This window comes from Shinella oryzae (assembly GCF_023038235.1).
Taxonomy (GTDB): Bacteria; Pseudomonadota; Alphaproteobacteria; order Rhizobiales; family Rhizobiaceae; genus Shinella; species Shinella sumterensis.
This window is the reverse complement of the sequence record NZ_CP081987.1, coordinates 1,348,656-1,365,412: the sequence shown is the minus strand read 5'-3', so window position 1 is coordinate 1,365,412 and position 16,757 is coordinate 1,348,656. Positions and strand designations below refer to the sequence as shown.

Below are 16,757 nucleotides of genomic sequence, written 5' to 3'. Positions count from 1 at the left end.
AAACCATGCGCGTCGACCTTTTCGATTTCGACCTGCCGGAAGAAAACATTGCATTGCGCCCCGTGACCCCACGCGAGGCGGCAAAACTGCTCGTGGTGCGTCCGGGCACGGCGACGCCTTATGAAGATTTCACCGTCGGGGATCTGCCGTCGCTGCTCAGGGCAGGGGATGCGCTTGTCTTCAACGATACGCGCGTCATTCCCGCTCAACTGGAAGGCATCCGCCATCGGGAAGGCGCAGGCGGGCAGGCCGTATCGGCAACGCTTCACATGCGCATCGCCGGTGATCGCTGGAAGGCCTTCGCCAAGCCCGGCAAGCGCATCAAACCGGGCGACCGCATCGCCTTCGGCACGCTCTGGGCGACCGTGGAAAACAAGGGCGAGGGCGGGGAGGTCACGCTGCATTTCGATGCGTCCGGCCCCGAACTCGACCGCGCCATCGCGACAGTCGGCCATATCCCCCTGCCGCCCTATATCGCCTCCAAGCGCGCCGAAGACGAGGCGGACCGCAAGGACTACCAGACGATCTATGCCCGCGAAGAGGGCGCCGTGGCCGCGCCCACCGCCGGCCTGCATTTCACCGATTCGCTGTTCGAGAAGCTCGATGCACTCGGCGTCATCAGGCATTTCGTGACGTTGCACGTGGGTGCCGGAACCTTCCTGCCGGTCAAGGCCGACGACACGACCGAGCATGTCATGCACGAGGAGATCGGCTATGTCTCCGAAGAGACCGCCGCGGCGCTCAATGCCGTGAAGGCGAGGGGCGGCCGCATCGTCTCCGTCGGCACGACCTCGCTGCGCCTGCTGGAAAGTGCCGCCGACGAGGATGGCGCGATCAAGCCATGGTCCGGCGCGACGGGCATTTTCATCACGCCCGGCTACCGCTTCCGCACGGCCGATATCCTGATGACGAACTTTCATCTGCCGAAGTCGACGCTGTTCATGCTCGTTTCGGCCTTTTCCGGCCTGGAGACGATGCGCGGCGCCTATGCGCATGCCATTTCGTCCGGCTACCGCTTCTATTCCTACGGCGATTCCAGCCTGCTTTTCCGGGACCACGCATGACCGAAACCTTCCAGTTCAAGCTTCTCGCCACGGATGGCAAGGCCCGTCGCGGTGAGGTCTCGATGCCGCGCGGCACCATTCGCACGCCCGCCTTCATGCCGGTCGGTACGGTCGGCACGGTCAAGGCGATGTATCTGGACCAGGTCCGCGAGCTTGGCGCGGATATCATCCTCGGCAACACCTATCACCTGATGCTGCGGCCCGGACCGGAGCGCGTCGCGCGATTGGGCGGCCTGCACGAGCTCATCCGCTGGCCGCACCCGATCCTGACGGATTCGGGTGGTTTCCAGGTCATGTCGCTCTCGGGCCTGCGCAAGCTCGACGAGCAGGGCGTGACCTTCAAGAGCCATGTGGACGGCGCGCTGCATCACATGTCACCGGAGCGCTCCATCGAAATCCAGGGCCTGCTCGACAGCGATATCCAGATGCAGCTCGACGAATGCGTGGCGCTGCCAGCATCGCCCACGGAGATCGAGCGCGCCATGGAAATGTCATTGCGCTGGGCCGAGCGCTGCAAGGTGGCCTTTGGCGACCAGCGCGGCAAGGCGATGTTCGGCATCGTGCAGGGCGGCGATATCCCGCATCTGCGGGTGCGCTCTGCACAGGCGCTCGCCGGGCTGGATCTCAAGGGCTACGCCATCGGCGGCCTTGCGGTGGGCGAACCGCAGGAGGTCATGCTCGACATGATCGACACGACCATCCCGCACATGCCCTTCGAGAAGCCGCGTTACCTGATGGGCGTCGGTACGCCCGACGATATGCTGAAATCCGTTGCTCGCGGAATCGACATGTTCGACTGCGTGATGCCGACCCGGTCGGGCCGCCACGGCCTGGCCTTCACCCGGCGCGGCCGCATCAATCTGCGCAATGCCCGCCATGCCGAGGACATGCGTCCGCTGGACGAGGAATCGAACTGCCCGGCAGCCCGCGATTACTCGCGCGCCTATCTGCATCATCTGATCCGCGCCAACGAGTCCCTCGGCGGCATGCTGCTGACGTGGAACAACCTGTCCTATTACCAGGACCTGATGGCTGGTATCCGCAAGGCGATCGAGGAGGGCCGTTTCGCCGACTTCATGGCGGAGACGCAGGAGAATTGGGCGAGGGGCGATCTCGCCCCGCTTTGACCGTTCGCACGTTCAGATTTCCGGCCCCGGCGCCGCGCGCACCATATGCACGCCATTGATCCTGTAGCTGCCGTCCGGCTGCCGCAGGAGCTGATAGAGTGCCGTCCAGTCCTTGCCGTCAGGCCCGGATATCAACACCTCCTGCACCACCATGTCGCCAACGATCTTCGAGCGGCCAAAGGCGAAGTTGCCCGCGCGATAGACCGGTGCATAGCTCTTTCTGACCATGTCGAAGAACGCGTCTTCAGTCGCGAACTTTTCGCGGATGGCCGGCGAGGCAAAGGCATAGGCGGTTGCCGCATCGTCGGCCAGGAACGCGGCGATCTGACGTTCGATAATATCCTGGACGGTGTCCAGCGGCTCGGCCGCGCCAGCCGCAGACGGTAAGGCCGTCACGAACAATGCACTGAGGGATATGGCGGCAGCGCATTTCATGGCATGCTCCTCACGCTGATCGTCGGTTAGAATAGCGTGTTTTCGTGCAGAACGCTTGCTTATTGAACTGCTACTCGATTTACGGAGGAACCACATATTTTATTGTTTTATTTCAGATGCATATTGCAATGTTTTAATGTAATTTACCTGAGAGACAAGTTTATGAACTTGCACGTTGCGTTTGTCAGCCGCGCCTGCGCGTGAGAAAGTTGTCGGTGCTGGGCGAGCTCATTTTCGGTTCCAGAGCGGCACGGCAAGAGCAGGAGCAAAGACCATGCAGCGGTTCACAGGTGGTTGTCTTTGCGGTGCCGTTCGCATCGAGGCGGCGGGGCCGCCGTATCGCGTCGGCCTGTGTCATTGCATGGATTGCCGCAAGCACCATGGCGCGCTTTTCCATGCCTCGGCGATCTTCCCGGAGAGTGCGGTCACGGTGCAGGGAGAGATGCGGGACTATCAAAGCCGCTTCTTCTGTCCGCGTTGCGGTTCCTCCGTATTCTCGCGTAGCGACGACGAGATCGAGGTGAACCTTGGCGCGCTCGACGCGCCCGACCAGTTGGTACCGACCTACGAACTCTGGACCATCCGTCGGGAAATCTGGCTACCGCCGTTTCCAACCAAGAAGCTCTACGAGCGCGACCGGGAGAATGAGGGACGTTTCGAAGACCGGGATTGAGGGATTAGGGGCTTCAGATCGGCCGATATGAAAATCACATAAGATAGATTATGGAACTATCCATCTGACGAAATTCGCCAAAGACGCTGGAAAACCGGTTTCCGCCTTGACCCGGAACCTCTCCCAGCCTTAAGCGAAACGGCAGACGGAACCAACAGCGAAAGCCTTGCTCATGAGCGATTTGCGCATTCTCTCCGACGCCTACATTCCGGAACTGCCGAACCGCTACAACGGCAAGGTTCGCGAGAATTACGACCTGCCGGATGGTCGCCGCATCATCATCGCGACGGATCGGCTCAGCGCTTTCGATGTCATCCTGACCGCCATTCCGTTCAAGGGACAGGTCCTGACCCAGACGGCGCGCTACTGGTTCGAGGAAACCGCCGACATCTGCCCGAACCATGTCCAGTCCTATCCGGACCCGAATGTCGTGATCGGCACGCGGCTCGATATCCTGCCGGTCGAGATCGTGGTGCGCGGCTATCTGGCCGGCACGACCAGCACGTCGATCCTGACCAAGTATCGCAAGGGCGAACGCGAGATGTACGGCATCACGCTGCCGGATGGCCTCAGGGACAATGAAAAGCTTCCCGAGCCGATCATCACGCCCACCAGCAAGGCCTTCGACGGCGGCCATGACGAGCCGCTGTCGGGCGAAGAAATCCTCGCCCAGGGCCTGCTGACGCCGGCACAGTGGGAAACGGTGTCGCGCTATGCGCTCGCGCTCTTCGCGCGTGGACAGGCGCGCGCAGCCGAACGCGGGCTGATCCTCGTCGATACCAAGTACGAATTCGGCACGGACAAGGACGGCCGCATCGTGTTGGCGGACGAGATCCATACGCCGGATTCCAGTCGGTACTGGATTGCCGACAGCTACGAGAAGAGTTTTGCCGCCGGCGGGCGTCCGGCGAGCTTCGACAAGGATTTCGTGCGCGCCTGGGTTACCGAGCGCTGCGATCCCTACAAGGACCCGATCCCGGAAATCCCGCGCGAGCTGGTCGAGCAGACCTCCAAGGTCTACATCCAGGCCTTTGAACAGATTACGGGAAAGACGTTCGTTCCCGATCTTTCCGAGGACACGGTGCTCGACCGAATCCGCAAGAATCTGGCGCCTTACTTTACCTGATCGCCGGTCAGCGTGGTTTCGAAGCGCAGCCCGTCATAGGCGGGCTCCACGTGATCGGGCGTTTCCCGCTGCACGGTGTCGTAATCGAGCGGCACGTGCATGTGGGTCAGGATCGCGCGGGACGGCTTCAATCGCTCGATCCACTCCAGCGCCTGGCTGATCGAGAGATGGCTGGAGTGATAGCGATACTGGAGCGCGTCGATGATCAGCACGTCGAGGCCGTGCAGACGCGGAACGGTTTCTTCGGGGAAATCGCTAACATCGGAGCAATAGGCTACATCGCCGATGCGAAACCCTAGCGAATGGATCTGGCCGTGCACCTGAAGGTGAGGCTGGAACGTCATGGCGCCCCCTCGCCCGTGGATCGTCACCGGCGCGTCCTTCGGCTCGATCAGGTTCTCCGTGATGATCGGCGGATACATGCTGCCGGCGGGTGTCTTGAGACAGTAGCCGAAGCCTTCGCGAACGCGCTCCATGGTCGGCTCGTCGGCCCAGATCGGCACCTGCCGGTGGTTCTGCAACACGAATCCCCTGATGTCATCGATGCCATGGATATGATCGGCATGGGGATGCGTATAGAGAACGGCATCGATCTCGGCGACGCCGGCTGCGATCATCTGGGTGCGAAAATCCGGCCCCGTATCGATGACGACGGTCGTCACCCCATCCGGCCCGAACTGCTCCACCAGGAAGGACGCACGCGTTCGCCGGTTCTTCGGATTTTGCGGATCGCAGGCGCCCCAATCACCGGTGATGCGCGGCACGCCGGGCGACGAACCGCAGCCGAGTATGGTAAAGCGGCGGCGATAGACCACGGCTACACCCGCGGCATCTTCGAGAAGATGCGGAAAGCGTTCTCGGTGGTCATGCGCGCGATATCCTCGGTGCTGACACCGATCGTCTCGGCCAGCACAGCCGCCGTGTGCGCGACATAGGCCGGCTCGTTGCGCTTGCCGCGGAACGGTTTCGGCGCAAGGTAGGGCGCGTCAGTCTCCACCAGCATGCGCTCAGGCGGCACGGTTTTGGCGATCTCGCGCAGCTCTTCCGACTTCGGGAACGTCAGGATGCCCGAAAAGGAGACGTAACCGCCGAGTTCCACTCCAGTACGGGCGAGATCCGGCCCGGAGGAAAAGCAGTGCAGCAGGAAGGGGAAAGCGCCCTTCCCCGTTTCATCCGTCAGGATCGCCGCCATGTCCTCGTCCGCCGAGCGGCTGTGGATGACGAGCGGCAGGCCGGTTTCCCGGGCGGCGGCAATGTGGTTGCGCAGGCCGATCGCCTGCGCATCACGCGGCGCATTGTCGTAGAAATAGTCGAGACCCGCCTCGCCGATCGCTACCACGCGCGGATGCCGAGACAAGGCCACGAGTTCCGCGATCGTGATATCCAGCTCCTCGTCCGCATTGTGCGGATGCGTGCCGACCGAGCAGAATACGCTCGGATAGGTCTCGGCGATCGCCAGTATGTCCGGAAACTTCCGTACCCGCGTCGAGATGGTGATCATCTGCTTCACGCCGGCCGCATGCGCACGCGCGACGATATCGTCCCGCTCCGCCGCGAAGTCCGGAAAGTCCAGATGGCAGTGGGTGTCGATCAGCATGACGACCTTACGCCTCGGGCGCCACATAGCGCGGGAAGACCGGTGCGGGCGCTTCCAGCGGCGTGCCGCTCACCAGACGGCCTGCGGTGCCCAGTGCGGCGAAATCCCGCTTGTCCGCGCCGGCGCCGACGAGATCCAGCAGCTTGCCGCCCGATTCCGGCATGAAGGGCTGAAGCAGGATCGCGATCTGCCGCACGACTTCCGCCGTCACGTAAAGCACGGTGCCCATGCGGACGGGATCGGTCTTCTTGAGCGCCCAGGGCGCTTCGCCCGCGAAATAACGGTCGGCCTCGGACACGACGGCGATGATCGCGGCGAGCGCCTTGTGGATCTGCTGCTTGCCCATTTCCTCGCGCGTGATCGCATGCAGCGCGTCGACGGAGGCCAGCATCGCACGGTCGGCATCCGTCAATTCACCGCATTCGGGTATCTTGCCGTCGCAGTTCTTGACGATCATCGACAGCGAACGGCTGGCCAGATTGCCGATGCCGTTGGCGAGATCCGAGTTGATGCGGGTCGCGATGCCCTCTTCGCTATAGCTTCCGTCCTGGCCAAAGGAGACTTCGCGCAGGAAGAAATAGCGGATCGGATCGAGGCCGAAATGGCTGACGAGGTTGACCGGATCCACGACGTTGCCCAGCGACTTCGACATCTTCTCACCCTTGTTGAGCAGGAAGCCATGCGCGAAGACGCGTTCCGGCAAGGGCAAGCCCGCCGACATCAGGAAGGCCGGCCAGTAGACGGCGTGGAAGCGGATGATATCCTTGCCGATGATGTGGATATTCGCCGGCCAGTACTTTGCGCGCGGTCCCTCGGGATCGGTCAGGTAGCCCGTCGCGGTGATGTAGTTGGTCAGCGCATCCACCCAGACATACATCACATGATCGGGATCGCCCGGAACCGGAATGCCCCAGTCGAAGGTCGTGCGCGAGACGGACAGGTCCTTGAGACCGGACTTGACGAAGGAGACGACCTCGTTGCGGCGCTCGGCCGGGCCGATGAAGTCAGGGTTGTCCTCATAGTGCTTGAGGAGCTTGTCCTGATAGGCCGAGAGCTTGAAGAAGTAGCTCTCCTCCTCAACCCATTCGACAGGTGTGCCTTGCGGGCCGTAGCGAACGCCGTCGTCGCGCTTCTCGGTCTCGCTCTCCTGGTAATAGGCTTCGTCGCGGACGGAATACCATCCGGCATAACCGCCCTTGTAGATGTCGCCATTGGCCTGCATCCGGCGCCAGATCTCGGCGCAGGCTTCGTAATGGCGCTGTTCGGTTGTGCGAATGAAATCATCGTTCGATGCATTAAGAAGAACGGCCATATCCTTGAATTCTTTCGAATTCCTGTCAGCCAATTCCCGCGGCGTGATGCCCTCCTTGCGCGCGGTCTGCTGCATCTTCTGGCCGTGCTCGTCCGTGCCCGTCAGAAAGAAGACATCGCGTCCGTCCAGCCGCTGGTAGCGCGCCATCGCATCCGTGGCGATCAACTCATAGGCATGGCCGATATGCGGCTTGCCGTTCGGATAGGAAATGGCGGTCGTGATGTAGAAGCGGGACGTGTCGGTCATGAAGGCTACGTTCTGTTTTCGGTTGTGCGTTGCCGCAAGGTATTAGACCATGCCGCCGCAGAGGGAAACAGCAAGTTTCCCATGAGTGCCTTCCCGAATTGTCACTGCGCTCCCCGCCCAAGACAATTCCGGCCAAGCGCTGGCAAGACCAAAAGAACATCACCGATCTTCGGCCTGGCCTTCAGAACGAGGAGGGTTTCAACACCACTCTCGGGTTCCTCGAACACCGTGAACCGACGATCGGCCCCGAAATTCATTTCCGACCGGCCATTTTCAAATGAACAGTCATCCAAGCCGCAGTCCAAAGAGATTTTCTGCATAAGACATGGATGATCGTCGTTTTGCCAAACTTCCAGGGACAGGCCGATATCGTGCTGCTTTTCATAAAGAATCCGACACGTCTGGCCGATCTTGCACGTTGCTGCGTTGGTGACCGGATCGTCGTCCTGCGGCAGAAAGGCTGCCTGCACGGAGAATGTCGTGCCGTCTCTGCTTTCTTCGGCGGCGGCGACGTCAATGGGAGCCAGTAAGAAAATCAGACCGTACAAAAGAATTGCCGGCATTAGACCCCCTGTCCGTTTCTGGCTCAGGCTTTCATTCGACTATGCCGGAACTGTGGCGTGAACATGCGACGCGCCTATAGCGCCGCCCGGATGTCGTCGAGCACGGTGATGATCGTCTGCTTGCGATCGAGGTTGTAGCCCTGCGCGATGGCGATGCGCTCGCCGAGTTGCGACGAGAGTTGCGCAAGGCGGTCGGCGCGGGCGATGTCGCCGGCGAGGGCTGCGGCGCGGGCGCTGTCCGTCACGAAATCCGCCGCGTGCTGGCAGAAGAAGGAGAAGACGGTGTCGCTGTCTTTCGCAGAGAGCACATCGGCGAGCTTGTGCACGTCGCGGCGTGGTGGTTCGGCCGCTCCGTCGACGATGGCGCGGAATGCTTCCACGATGTCGAAACCGCCGTAGTTCACCAATTTCAGCGCCTCCGAGACGCTGCCATGCGCGGCTTCGATCAGCGCCCCTGCCCGTTCGCCTGATGGTGCGACGCCGAGGCTGTCCAGGGCCGAGACGAGATCTGCATCAGACAATGGCGCAAGCGCCAACGGCATGCAGCGCGAGCGGATGGTCGGCAGCAGCTTGCCCGGCGCATGGGTCAGGACAAGGAAGAGCGCCCGCTTCGGCGGCTCCTCCAGGATCTTCAGGATGGCGTTGGCGGCGTTGCGGTTGAGATCATCCGCGGGATCGATGATGACGATGCGCCAGTTGCCCGTACCGGAGGTCTGCGCCAGGAATTTTCCGGCCTTGCGCACCTCGTCCACGGTAATCGCGGATTTCACCTTGCCGCTCTTCTCGTCCACCGGGCGGGTAAGGTGCAGCAGATTATGGGAGGAGCCGGCCGCCAGCTGACGGGTGATCGGCGAGGCGAGCGAGGGCGCGGCGAGGCTCTCCGGTGCAGCGGACGGATCGGGATGATGCAGCACGTGGTTGGCGAAGCGGAAGGCGAACGTCGCCTTGCCGATCCCCTCCGGCCCCTCCATCAGGATGGCGTGATGCCCCTTGCCCGAACGATAGGTGCGCGCAAGGAAATCCTCCGCCTCGACATGGCCGAAAAGCTTCGTCTGCTCGGCGGGATGTACCGCGCCATCCAGAATGCCCGGGCGCTCGTCGCTCACGAAACCTGCTCCGGATTCTGCCTGCGGGCGGCAGCGATGGGCAGCAACGGCTCGACGATGGCCAGGACGTCCGCCGCAATCGCCTCCTGCGTCCTTGTGGCATCGACGACCCGGCAGCGCAGCGGCTCGCGCTCGGCGATATCGAGAAAGGCTTCGCGCCGCTTCTCGTGCGTCTGCAGCTCTTCCTTTTCGAAACGGTCGGGCTGCTCGTTCGGCCCGGCGGCACGCTTGCGGGCACGCTCCAGCCCTACGGCAGCCGGCAGGTCGAAGATCACCGTACAATCCGGCACGACGCCATTGACCGCGACCCGCTCCAGCGCCTCGATGAAGGGCTGTTCGAGATTGCCGGTAATGCCCTGGTAGACGCGCGAGGAATCCATGAAGCGATCGCACAGCACGACGCTTCCCGCCGCAAGCGCCGGGCGGATGACCTGTTCGACATGATCGCTGCGTGCGGCGGCAAACAGGATCGCCTCCATGCGAATGCCGTACGGTTCCGCGGCGCCGGAAAGAAGGACGTGACGGACGGCCTCCGCCCCCTTCGAGCCGCCCGGTTCACGCGTCGTGAGCACCGTCATGCCGCGCGCGCGCAAGGCCTGGGCGAGAAGCTGGATCTGCGTCGACTTTCCGGCGCCCTCGCCGCCTTCGAACGTGACAAACAAACCGGGTGCGGCAGACAAATCCTGTTTCCGTTGCTGTGGCCGCAACGCGGCGTCTTCAGTCGAAATCCGGCATGGCCGAGATGAATCGGACCACTACTACCCCATGTTTCCGGCAGGCGAAACGCTTTTCGCCCCGCCCTGCCCGTTCATATCCAGAAGAAGAAGAGTTCGACCAACGCATCCAGCGCCCGCGAGCGCAGCGTGCCGACGTCCACTGTTCCCGCCGTCTTTACCGGGACCTCGCGCAGGAGCTGCTTCTCGTTGGATATGCGCAGCGTCCCGACGGCCTGTCCCTGCTGGACAGGCGCCCGCAGCGGCCAGGTGTAGACCACGCGGGCGACCAGGCGCTGCGAGTTGTCCTTCGGCAGGAAGACATCGACCTGCTCGCCGGCCACCAGCGGCACCTTGCCGCTTGCCCCGCCATAGACGCTCGCATCGGCAATCGTCTCACCTTCGCGGAAGAGCGTACGCCGCTCGAAGGACGACAGCGCCCATTCGATGATCCGGCGCGATTCCTCGATGCGGACCTTGTCGTTCTCCAGCCCGCTCATGGCGAGCAGCAGATGCTTGCCGTCGCGGTTGACCGAGGCGACGATGGAATAACCGCCCTCCTCGGAAAAGCCCGTGACGAAGCCGGTGACGCCGATATTGAGCGCCAGAAGCGGATTACGGTTGCGCTGCGCGATCTTGTTCCACGCGAATTCCGGCTCGACAAAATACCCCATCCGCTCGGGATAGGTCGTCTGGAGATGGCGGGCCAGAACCACCATCTCGCGCATCGTCACCTTGTTGTCGGGGTTTGGCAGGCCCGTGGCATTGGCAAAGACCGAGCGTTCCAGCCCGAGCGCCCTCGCCTCCTTCGTCATGCGTTCGGCGAAGGCGCTTTCCGAACCCGCCAGGCCCTCGGCCAGGATGATGCAGGCATCGTTGGCGAACTGCACGGCAATGCCGCGGATGAGGTCCTCGACCCGAATATTCGATTTCAGCGCGGCAAACATCGTGGAGGTGCGCGACGGCGCGCCGCCCGTGCGCCAGGCATATTCGCTGACGGGATACTGCGTCTCCAGCGTGGTTTCGCCGGCGGCCAGGGCCTTGAAGACCGTCGCCATGGTCATGAGCTTGGCGAGAGAGGCAGCGGGCACGGCCTCGTCTTCCGCCCGCGCGAAAAGCACCGTGCCCGTCTCGGCCTCGATGAGGTAGACCTGCTTGGCCTTCACGTCGAAACCGGCCTGCGGCGCCGTAGACTGGGCAGGCGCAAATCCCGGCAGCAAGACGAGGAAAGCGAGAAGAATGAGCAGACGATGATGCATGACGACTCCGGATGCCGTCACACTCCCATAGGCCCGCGCCAATCGCAAACGGCTTTGACGCCGTCGCGGGTCAGCCGGCGTTATCGGCGAGTGCGGACAGCGGCGTCAGTTTGCCGTCGATGGTGAGGATTGCGTCGAAGGCGCCCGAAGCGTCGCGCACGCGCTCGTCGGCATAGGCGGCCGCATAGCTCGGATCGGCGGAAAGCTGGGGCGTGAAATTCGGCCGCTCCATCGGCATCGGGCCGATATCGGGCAGCGAAACGAACTGCTCCATCACCTGGAACGGCGTGTTTTCCTGGGCCGCCGTGTTGGCGAGCGCCGTCATGGCACTGCCCGTCGGGGCAGAAAGTGTGCCGGAACCGTCGCTCGGCAGCGAACGACTGTCGGCAGACGCCACCATTACGCCCGTTGCGATCTGGCCGCCGGGATCGACGGCGGGAACGCGCGAGCCCTTGGTGACATAGGATGCCATGAGATAGGGCATGTCGTTGCCCTCGAGCGGCGCCTTGCCGACATATTGCACGCGGACCTTCGCCGTGCCGGTGCGCTTCATGTCGAGCAGGTCGGCCGTCTTGGAGGACACGTCGATCACGCGCCCCTCATGGAACGGGCCGCGATCGTTCACGCGCACGATGACGGACGTGCCGTTTTCCATGTTCGTGACGCGTGCGTAGCTGGGCAGCGGAAAGGTCGGATGGGCGGCCGACAGGTGGTACTTGTCGTAGACCTCGCCATTGGCCGTGCGGCGGCCATGGAACGCGGAACCGTACCAGGAGGCAAGCCCCGTCTTGTTGTAGCCGAGCTCTTCCTTGGGCTGGTACCACTTGCCGCGCACCTGGTAGGCCTTGCCGACCTGATAGCGGCCGCCGCCCTTGGGAACGGCCTGCCCCTCCTCCACGACGCGCGGGCTTGCCTTCACGCCATATTCGGATTCGGAGAAGAACTCCTTGCTGCGGGGTTTCTTCTTGGTCGGTGCCGACGTCGTCGCGCAGGCAGCAAGGCCAGCGCATACAAGCGGAATCGCGATGAACCTGAGGGCCGTGCCAAATCGGTTCACAGTGTTCTTGATGTCTTTATGTCCCACGCCGCTATTGTCCCCGACGGTGTGCCAGCCTAACCCTGCCCCTGCAAGTCGACCGTCAATGCCACTCAGTAAATAACAGTGCGTTAATCATGCCAGCAACGTGGCGAAATTGCGAGCGAACGCCAAACTCCGGTCCAGCTTCCGCGAATTATGGTTTATGCATGGTTAATATTGATGAAGGCGGCACGCGCGAACACGCTGCGAACCAGCACCGAAAGCGCCGGTAAAACCGCATCAAGGCGGTCGGGAAGAACAATGTTCTGAAGCCTTCGCCGGTGGTCGGAGTGGAGAGATTCGAACTCCCGACCCTCTGGTCCCAAACCAGATGCGCTACCAGACTGCGCTACACTCCGTCCGTCCCGGCGATGGGGAGATACACGCATCCGGTCTTTGCCGCAACAGCAAACGGTTGTTTTCGTGCGCTTGTGGATGAATTCCCCCGAGCTGCCGCGCCTTGGTGCTGCCGCGCCTCAGGGCTGCTTTGCCGTGCGCATGGATTCCACGAGTTCGTTCTGGATGCGGTTGCCCGTGCGGATGCCGAGGCGTTTGACCGTGCCGCCGTTGAGTTCCAGCACAAAGTCGATCGGGCCCTTGGAATCGATGATCGATTCGGAATGGGGCTCGGCGTTTTCCTTGATCGCGGTGATCTTGCCGTCCTTGGCGATGAACAGCATGTCGAGCGGAATATAGGTGTTCTTCATCCACATGAAGACCTGACGCGTCTCGCCGAAAGCAAAGAGCATACCGTGATCGGGCGCCATCTCGCGGCGGTGCATCAGCCCCTGCTCGCGCTGGCGCGGCGTTACGGCAAGCTCCACCGTGAAGGCGTGGCTGCGGCCGTCGCGCGTCACGATGGTCAGCGATTGGGTATCGAATGTCTCGGCGGCGGAAGCACCGAAAGACGTGAGGAAAAAGAACGCCGCGAAAAACCCGGCCAGACGTGCGAGGCCTGCCATTCGCGCGCCGACCGCCATCAATGCGGCCTGTTGCCCGCGACCGGGAGATCCGGATGGATTTCGGCCGCCATCAGGCCTTTTTCGCCATCGCCAAAGCGCACCAGCACGACCTGGCCCGGCCGCAGTTCCGTCAGGCCGAAGCGGCGCAGGGTCTCCATGTGAATGAAGATGTCCTCGGTGCCCTCGCCGCGCGTCAGGAAGCCGAAGCCCTTGGTCCGGTTGAACCATTTTACCAGCACGCGCTCGAGCCCGCTGGACGGCGTGACCTGCACGTGGGTGCGAACCGGCGGCATCTGCGAGGGATGGACGGCCGTGGACTGATCCATGGACAGGATGCGGAAAGCCTGGTGGCCACGCTCACGCTTCTGGACCAGCGCAACGACGCGCGTGCCTTCCAGAACCGTCTGATAGCCATCGCGGCGTAAACAGGTAACGTGCAGCAGGATGTCCTGCATGCCGTTGTCGGGCACGATGAAGCCGAACCCCTTGGCGACATCGAACCACTTGATGACCCCGGTGATCTCGATCAGATCAACGGCGTCATTGCTCTGGTCATCACGCGTCGTGATTTCCTTTGAAGACACCCTGTCTGCCATGATCTGCCAGCCCCTCGTTTACGCGTCACATGAGTTACGGTTAACTGATTCTTGAGAATAAGAATAACATTGTCCCGATGCGACTGCGCAAGCCCCCTTGAAACTTTTGCCGGCTGCATTGGTAGCCTTCAAGGCTTGCCTCAAGCTGACAAAACCATAACCTTCCGCTTGATTCCGGGTTCAGAGGATATTTTCATGCGTTATCTTCACACGATGGTTCGCGTCAAAGACATCGACCAGTCCCTTCACTTCTACTGCACGCTCTTCGGACTGGAGGAGGTTCGCCGGTACGAGAACGAGAAGGGCCGCTTCACGCTGATCTTTCTGGCCGCCCCTGGGGACGTCGAGGCGGCGCGCGCCAACGCCGCGCCCTGCCTCGAACTCACTTATAACTGGGATACCGAGGATTATGCCGGCGGGCGCAATTTCGGCCACCTCGCCTATGAGGTCGACGATATTTATGCCGTGTGCCAGAAGCTGATGGACAATGGCGTCGTCATCAATCGCCCGCCGCGCGACGGCCACATGGCGTTCGTGCGCTCGCCGGACGGCATTTCCATCGAGATCCTGCAGAAGGGCGAAAACCTTGCCCCGGCCGAACCCTGGGCCTCGATGCAGAACACCGGCAGCTGGTAATTCGCCCGCAACGCAAGCCCCGGGCAAACCCCGGGCTCTAGGGTGAACGCGACAAACCATCGTTTCGCCGTATTCGGCCAGGATTTCTTGCTTTCCCGGCCGTTCTTCAAGCGTAACGCGGCGATTCGGGCCTTTGTTCGGCCGGATTGCGCTCGTTTGCGCTCACGGCACCCAGCGCTCCGGCCTTTACACCATCGGCTCAAGCGCTAACATCGCGGCAATCGCAGCGTGGCCTCACGGCTTCATCGACTGCGGTTGCGACTGTTTGAAGAATTGGCCTTTCCGGCGGCAAGACCGGAGGCCCGAACGTCGAAAGCGGGGGAAAGCCTTTGCAGGACATGCAAGGAAAGTGGCCCGGCCTCAAGACGCTGCGGTATGGATTGCTGCTGGCCGTCTCGGTCGCCACACTCTCGGGCTGCGTTTCCGCAGTCTCTACAGATTTGCGCGCGGACAATGCAACCGCCCGGACCAAGGACGATGCCGTCGCCGCGAGCGGCGAGGAAACGACGACGCCCGTGTTCGCCGAAACGGCGTCTGCCGAGGCCTCCGCCGAAGCGGCTGCGACCGGCCAGCAGACGGAAAAGGCCGAGATGGCCGGCCTCGTCATGCAGCCCGCGTCGCTCGATGCCAACAAGGCCAGCATCTACTCCAACGGCGGCCAGGTGACGCCGACGGGCGCGGCCTATGCTGCCGAGAGGACCGGTACCAATCCGGCAACGACAAGCCTCTATTCCACAGGTGCTGCGCAGACGATCGGAGCGGATGGCCGCCTGCCGGTCGAGGACATGCCGCAGGTGGGCGCGTCCGTGCAGCCATCGGCTGATGGCGAGCAGGCGCTCATCCTGCCGGAGACGGGACCGATCCCGAAGACGGCGCGCACGGCGCTCGTCGCGGAAACGCAAAACGCCAATCCCGCGGAAATGGCGCTTGCCGCCCAGGACGGTGAGAACACCCTTGGCGCGACTGTCGGAAGCGTGCCGGAAACGCAGACCGGACAGCGCAAGCAGGTCACCCTCGCCTCGCTCTTCGCCAACAAGCGGGAAGCGGCGAAGGACGATTTCAACGGTGAGCGCTTCGCCACGCGAGAGCGGCGGGTGCTGAACCGCGACACCGCCGGCTCCACGCAGAAGGCATCGCTCGGAACCCTGCCCGGCGTTTCCACCGCCAATGCGATGTTCTCGACAAACCATTCGGAATCCGATGAGGTCGAGGACGACGCGCCGCAGTTCAAGGAAGTGGCCTCGCTTGCCGGCCTTGCGCGCCTCGCGCCGAACGGACTGTGGCTGCAGACCGAGAAGGTGAAGACGGGTTGCTTCAAGCCGGAGCTGCTGCAGGTTCTCAAGAACATCGAGCACCATTACGACAAACCCATCATCGTCACATCCGGCCTGCGCGACGTGAAGGTGAACCGGGCAAAACAATCGCTGCACACGCGTTGCGAGGCCGCAGATATCCAGATTGCCGGTGTGAGCAAATGGGAGCTCGCCGAATATCTACGCAGCATGCCCGGCCGCGGCGGCGTGGGCACCTATTGCCATACGGAATCGGTGCATATCGATATCGGACCGGAGCGCGACTGGAACTGGCGCTGCCGCCGCAAATAGCCGGACTTGAGCCGTAAATATCTGGGAAAATTCAATTTTCGAGACGCCGAGGCCGCCCTTGAGGCGGCCTTTCATTTTTTTGTCACAACGGCTTTTTCCCGCTTGCGGAACCGAAAACGCCCTTCTATAAGACGCCCACCGCACGCGCCCTTCGTCTATCGGTTAGGACGTCAGATTTTCATTCTGAAAAGAGGGGTTCGACTCCCCTAGGGCGTGCCACGGTCCCTCTCCCCCCAAGTCACCATCGTTATCGCACCATCATCCGAACCCGTTCGTTCGGCATTGAAAAAGTTGCGACTTACGGCATTTTTCGTCTTGCGCATCCGGCCGGTCCTGATTAGAAGACGCCCACCGCACGCGCCCTTCGTCTATCGGTTAGGACGTCAGATTTTCATTCTGAAAAGAGGGGTTCGACTCCCCTAGGGCGTGCCACGGTTCTCTTCCCTCAAATGCCTTTATTTGCCCACCACCTGTGCCAATGGGCACTCTGTTTTCGGGCAAGAAAAATAGAAAAATCCTGCATTTAGGGCTTGCACGAATCCGCTGCCCTGATTAGAAGACGCCCACCGCACGCGCCCTTCGTCTATCGGTTAGGACGTCAGATTTTCATTCTGAAAAGAGGGGTTCGACTCCCCTAGGGCGTGCCACGGTTCTCTCCCC

At 62.2% G+C, this 16,757-nt stretch carries 17 protein-coding genes and 4 tRNA genes; 9 read left to right on the top strand and 12 right to left on the bottom strand.

Translation table 11 applies throughout. The features are described 5' to 3' along the window. Nucleotides 1–5 precede the first annotated feature (5 nt). Nucleotides 6–1,064 (top strand): tRNA preQ1(34) S-adenosylmethionine ribosyltransferase-isomerase QueA, encoded by a 1,059-nt coding sequence (gene queA / locus K6301_RS06845; protein ID WP_247220103.1) that lies wholly within the window; start codon nt 6–8, stop codon nt 1,062–1,064. Beyond that, nucleotides 1,061–2,191 carry a tRNA guanosine(34) transglycosylase Tgt gene (gene tgt / locus K6301_RS06840; protein WP_247220101.1) on the top strand — a complete coding sequence of 377 codons (1,131 nt, stop codon included), beginning with the start codon at nt 1,061–1,063 and terminating at the stop codon, nt 2,189–2,191. The genes queA and tgt overlap by 4 nt, the downstream gene beginning before the upstream one ends. Nucleotides 2,192–2,203: 12 nt before the next feature. Here the strand turns inward: tgt and K6301_RS06835 are convergent, their stop codons facing one another. Then, nucleotides 2,204–2,626, bottom strand: a complete 423-nt coding sequence (locus K6301_RS06835) for a DUF4864 domain-containing protein (protein WP_247220099.1) — start codon at nt 2,624–2,626, stop codon at nt 2,204–2,206. 274 nt (nt 2,627–2,900) lie between these two features. Here K6301_RS06835 and K6301_RS06830 point away from each other — a divergent pair, with 274 nt between their 5' ends. Next, the gene (locus tag K6301_RS06830) at nt 2,901–3,299 is read left to right on the top strand and encodes a GFA family protein (protein WP_247220097.1); all 399 of its coding nucleotides are present in this window, start codon (nt 2,901–2,903) and stop codon (nt 3,297–3,299) included. A gap of 181 nt (nt 3,300–3,480) precedes the next feature. Continuing rightward, nucleotides 3,481–4,425, top strand: coding sequence for a phosphoribosylaminoimidazolesuccinocarboxamide synthase (locus K6301_RS06825; protein WP_247220525.1), 945 nt, complete (start codon nt 3,481–3,483; stop codon nt 4,423–4,425). On the opposite strand, the gene K6301_RS06820 is transcribed toward K6301_RS06825, so the two are convergent. The 11 genes from K6301_RS06820 to K6301_RS06770 all read right to left on the bottom strand — a co-directional run bounded on the left by K6301_RS06820 (nt 4,413) and on the right by K6301_RS06770 (nt 13,857). Continuing rightward, nucleotides 4,413–5,240: an MBL fold metallo-hydrolase gene (locus tag K6301_RS06820; RefSeq protein ID WP_247220095.1), complete on the bottom strand. Its 828-nt coding sequence runs from the start codon at nt 5,238–5,240 to the stop codon at nt 4,413–4,415. The genes K6301_RS06825 and K6301_RS06820 overlap by 13 nt on opposite strands. Nucleotides 5,241–5,242: 2 nt before the next feature. Further along, entirely contained in the window at nt 5,243–6,022 is a 780-nt protein-coding gene (locus K6301_RS06815) for a TatD family hydrolase (protein ID WP_247220093.1), read from the bottom strand. A gap of 7 nt (nt 6,023–6,029) precedes the next feature. Beyond that, a complete protein-coding gene (gene metG / locus K6301_RS06810; RefSeq protein ID WP_247220091.1) occupies nt 6,030–7,580 on the bottom strand; it encodes a methionine--tRNA ligase in 1,551 nt (516 codons plus the stop codon). A 101-nt stretch (nt 7,581–7,681) separates the two neighbouring features. After that, a complete protein-coding gene (locus K6301_RS06805) occupies nt 7,682–8,143 on the bottom strand; it encodes a hypothetical protein (RefSeq protein WP_247220090.1) in 462 nt (153 codons plus the stop codon). Between the two features lie 74 nt (nt 8,144–8,217). Then, on the bottom strand, nt 8,218–9,249 hold the full coding sequence (locus K6301_RS06800) for a DNA polymerase III subunit delta' (protein WP_247220088.1): 1,032 nt from the start codon (nt 9,247–9,249) through the stop codon (nt 8,218–8,220). Then, nucleotides 9,246–9,929: a dTMP kinase gene (gene tmk, locus K6301_RS06795; protein WP_247220086.1), complete on the bottom strand. Its 684-nt coding sequence runs from the start codon at nt 9,927–9,929 to the stop codon at nt 9,246–9,248. The genes K6301_RS06800 and tmk overlap by 4 nt, the downstream gene beginning before the upstream one ends. A 128-nt stretch (nt 9,930–10,057) precedes the next feature. Then, on the bottom strand, nt 10,058–11,221 hold the full coding sequence (locus K6301_RS06790) for a D-alanyl-D-alanine carboxypeptidase family protein (RefSeq protein ID WP_247220084.1): 1,164 nt from the start codon (nt 11,219–11,221) through the stop codon (nt 10,058–10,060). Between the two features lie 70 nt (nt 11,222–11,291). Then, on the bottom strand, nt 11,292–12,290 hold the full coding sequence (locus K6301_RS25015; RefSeq protein ID WP_160872310.1) for a septal ring lytic transglycosylase RlpA family protein: 999 nt from the start codon (nt 12,288–12,290) through the stop codon (nt 11,292–11,294). A 291-nt stretch (nt 12,291–12,581) separates the two neighbouring features. Then, a tRNA-Pro gene (locus K6301_RS06780) sits at nt 12,582–12,658 on the bottom strand. Between the two features lie 117 nt (nt 12,659–12,775). Beyond that, entirely contained in the window at nt 12,776–13,261 is a 486-nt protein-coding gene (locus K6301_RS06775) for a DUF192 domain-containing protein (protein ID WP_247220082.1), read from the bottom strand. Nucleotides 13,262–13,278: 17 nt separating this feature from the next. Then, on the bottom strand, nt 13,279–13,857 hold the full coding sequence (locus tag K6301_RS06770) for a cold-shock protein (protein WP_134649184.1): 579 nt from the start codon (nt 13,855–13,857) through the stop codon (nt 13,279–13,281). A 195-nt stretch (nt 13,858–14,052) separates the two neighbouring features. Between K6301_RS06770 and K6301_RS06765 the strand changes: the two genes are divergently transcribed. The 5 genes from K6301_RS06765 to K6301_RS06745 all read left to right on the top strand — a co-directional run bounded on the left by K6301_RS06765 (nt 14,053) and on the right by K6301_RS06745 (nt 16,744). Beyond that, entirely contained in the window at nt 14,053–14,493 is a 441-nt protein-coding gene (locus tag K6301_RS06765; RefSeq protein WP_247220079.1) for a VOC family protein, read from the top strand. Between the two features lie 338 nt (nt 14,494–14,831). Continuing rightward, entirely contained in the window at nt 14,832–16,097 is a 1,266-nt protein-coding gene (locus K6301_RS06760; protein WP_247220077.1) for a YcbK family protein, read from the top strand. Nucleotides 16,098–16,241: 144 nt separating this feature from the next. Continuing rightward, a tRNA-Glu gene (locus tag K6301_RS06755) sits at nt 16,242–16,316 on the top strand. 138 nt (nt 16,317–16,454) lie between these two features. Continuing rightward, nucleotides 16,455–16,529 (top strand) — tRNA-Glu (locus K6301_RS06750). 140 nt (nt 16,530–16,669) lie between these two features. After that, a tRNA-Glu gene (locus tag K6301_RS06745) sits at nt 16,670–16,744 on the top strand. Nucleotides 16,745–16,757 lie beyond the last annotated feature (13 nt).

Coding starts and splice junctions, on each gene's coding strand:
- K6301_RS06815 (WP_247220093.1), bottom strand. CDS start 6,022: ATGCTGATCGACACCCACTGCCATCTGGACTTTCCGGACTTCGCGGCG.
- metG (WP_247220091.1), bottom strand. CDS start 7,580: ATGACCGACACGTCCCGCTTCTACATCACGACCGCCATTTCCTATCCG.
- K6301_RS06765 (WP_247220079.1), top strand. CDS start 14,053: ATGCGTTATCTTCACACGATGGTTCGCGTCAAAGACATCGACCAGTCC.
- K6301_RS06775 (WP_247220082.1), bottom strand. CDS start 13,261: ATGGCAGGCCTCGCACGTCTGGCCGGGTTTTTCGCGGCGTTCTTTTTC.
- K6301_RS06760 (WP_247220077.1), top strand. CDS start 14,832: ATGCAAGGAAAGTGGCCCGGCCTCAAGACGCTGCGGTATGGATTGCTG.
- K6301_RS06790 (WP_247220084.1), bottom strand. CDS start 11,221: ATGCATCATCGTCTGCTCATTCTTCTCGCTTTCCTCGTCTTGCTGCCG.
- K6301_RS06830 (WP_247220097.1), top strand. CDS start 2,901: ATGCAGCGGTTCACAGGTGGTTGTCTTTGCGGTGCCGTTCGCATCGAG.
- K6301_RS06835 (WP_247220099.1), bottom strand. CDS start 2,626: ATGAAATGCGCTGCCGCCATATCCCTCAGTGCATTGTTCGTGACGGCC.
- queA (WP_247220103.1), top strand. CDS start 6: ATGCGCGTCGACCTTTTCGATTTCGACCTGCCGGAAGAAAACATTGCA.
- K6301_RS06770 (WP_134649184.1), bottom strand. CDS start 13,857: ATGGCAGACAGGGTGTCTTCAAAGGAAATCACGACGCGTGATGACCAG.
- tgt (WP_247220101.1), top strand. CDS start 1,061: ATGACCGAAACCTTCCAGTTCAAGCTTCTCGCCACGGATGGCAAGGCC.
- K6301_RS06805 (WP_247220090.1), bottom strand. CDS start 8,143: ATGCCGGCAATTCTTTTGTACGGTCTGATTTTCTTACTGGCTCCCATT.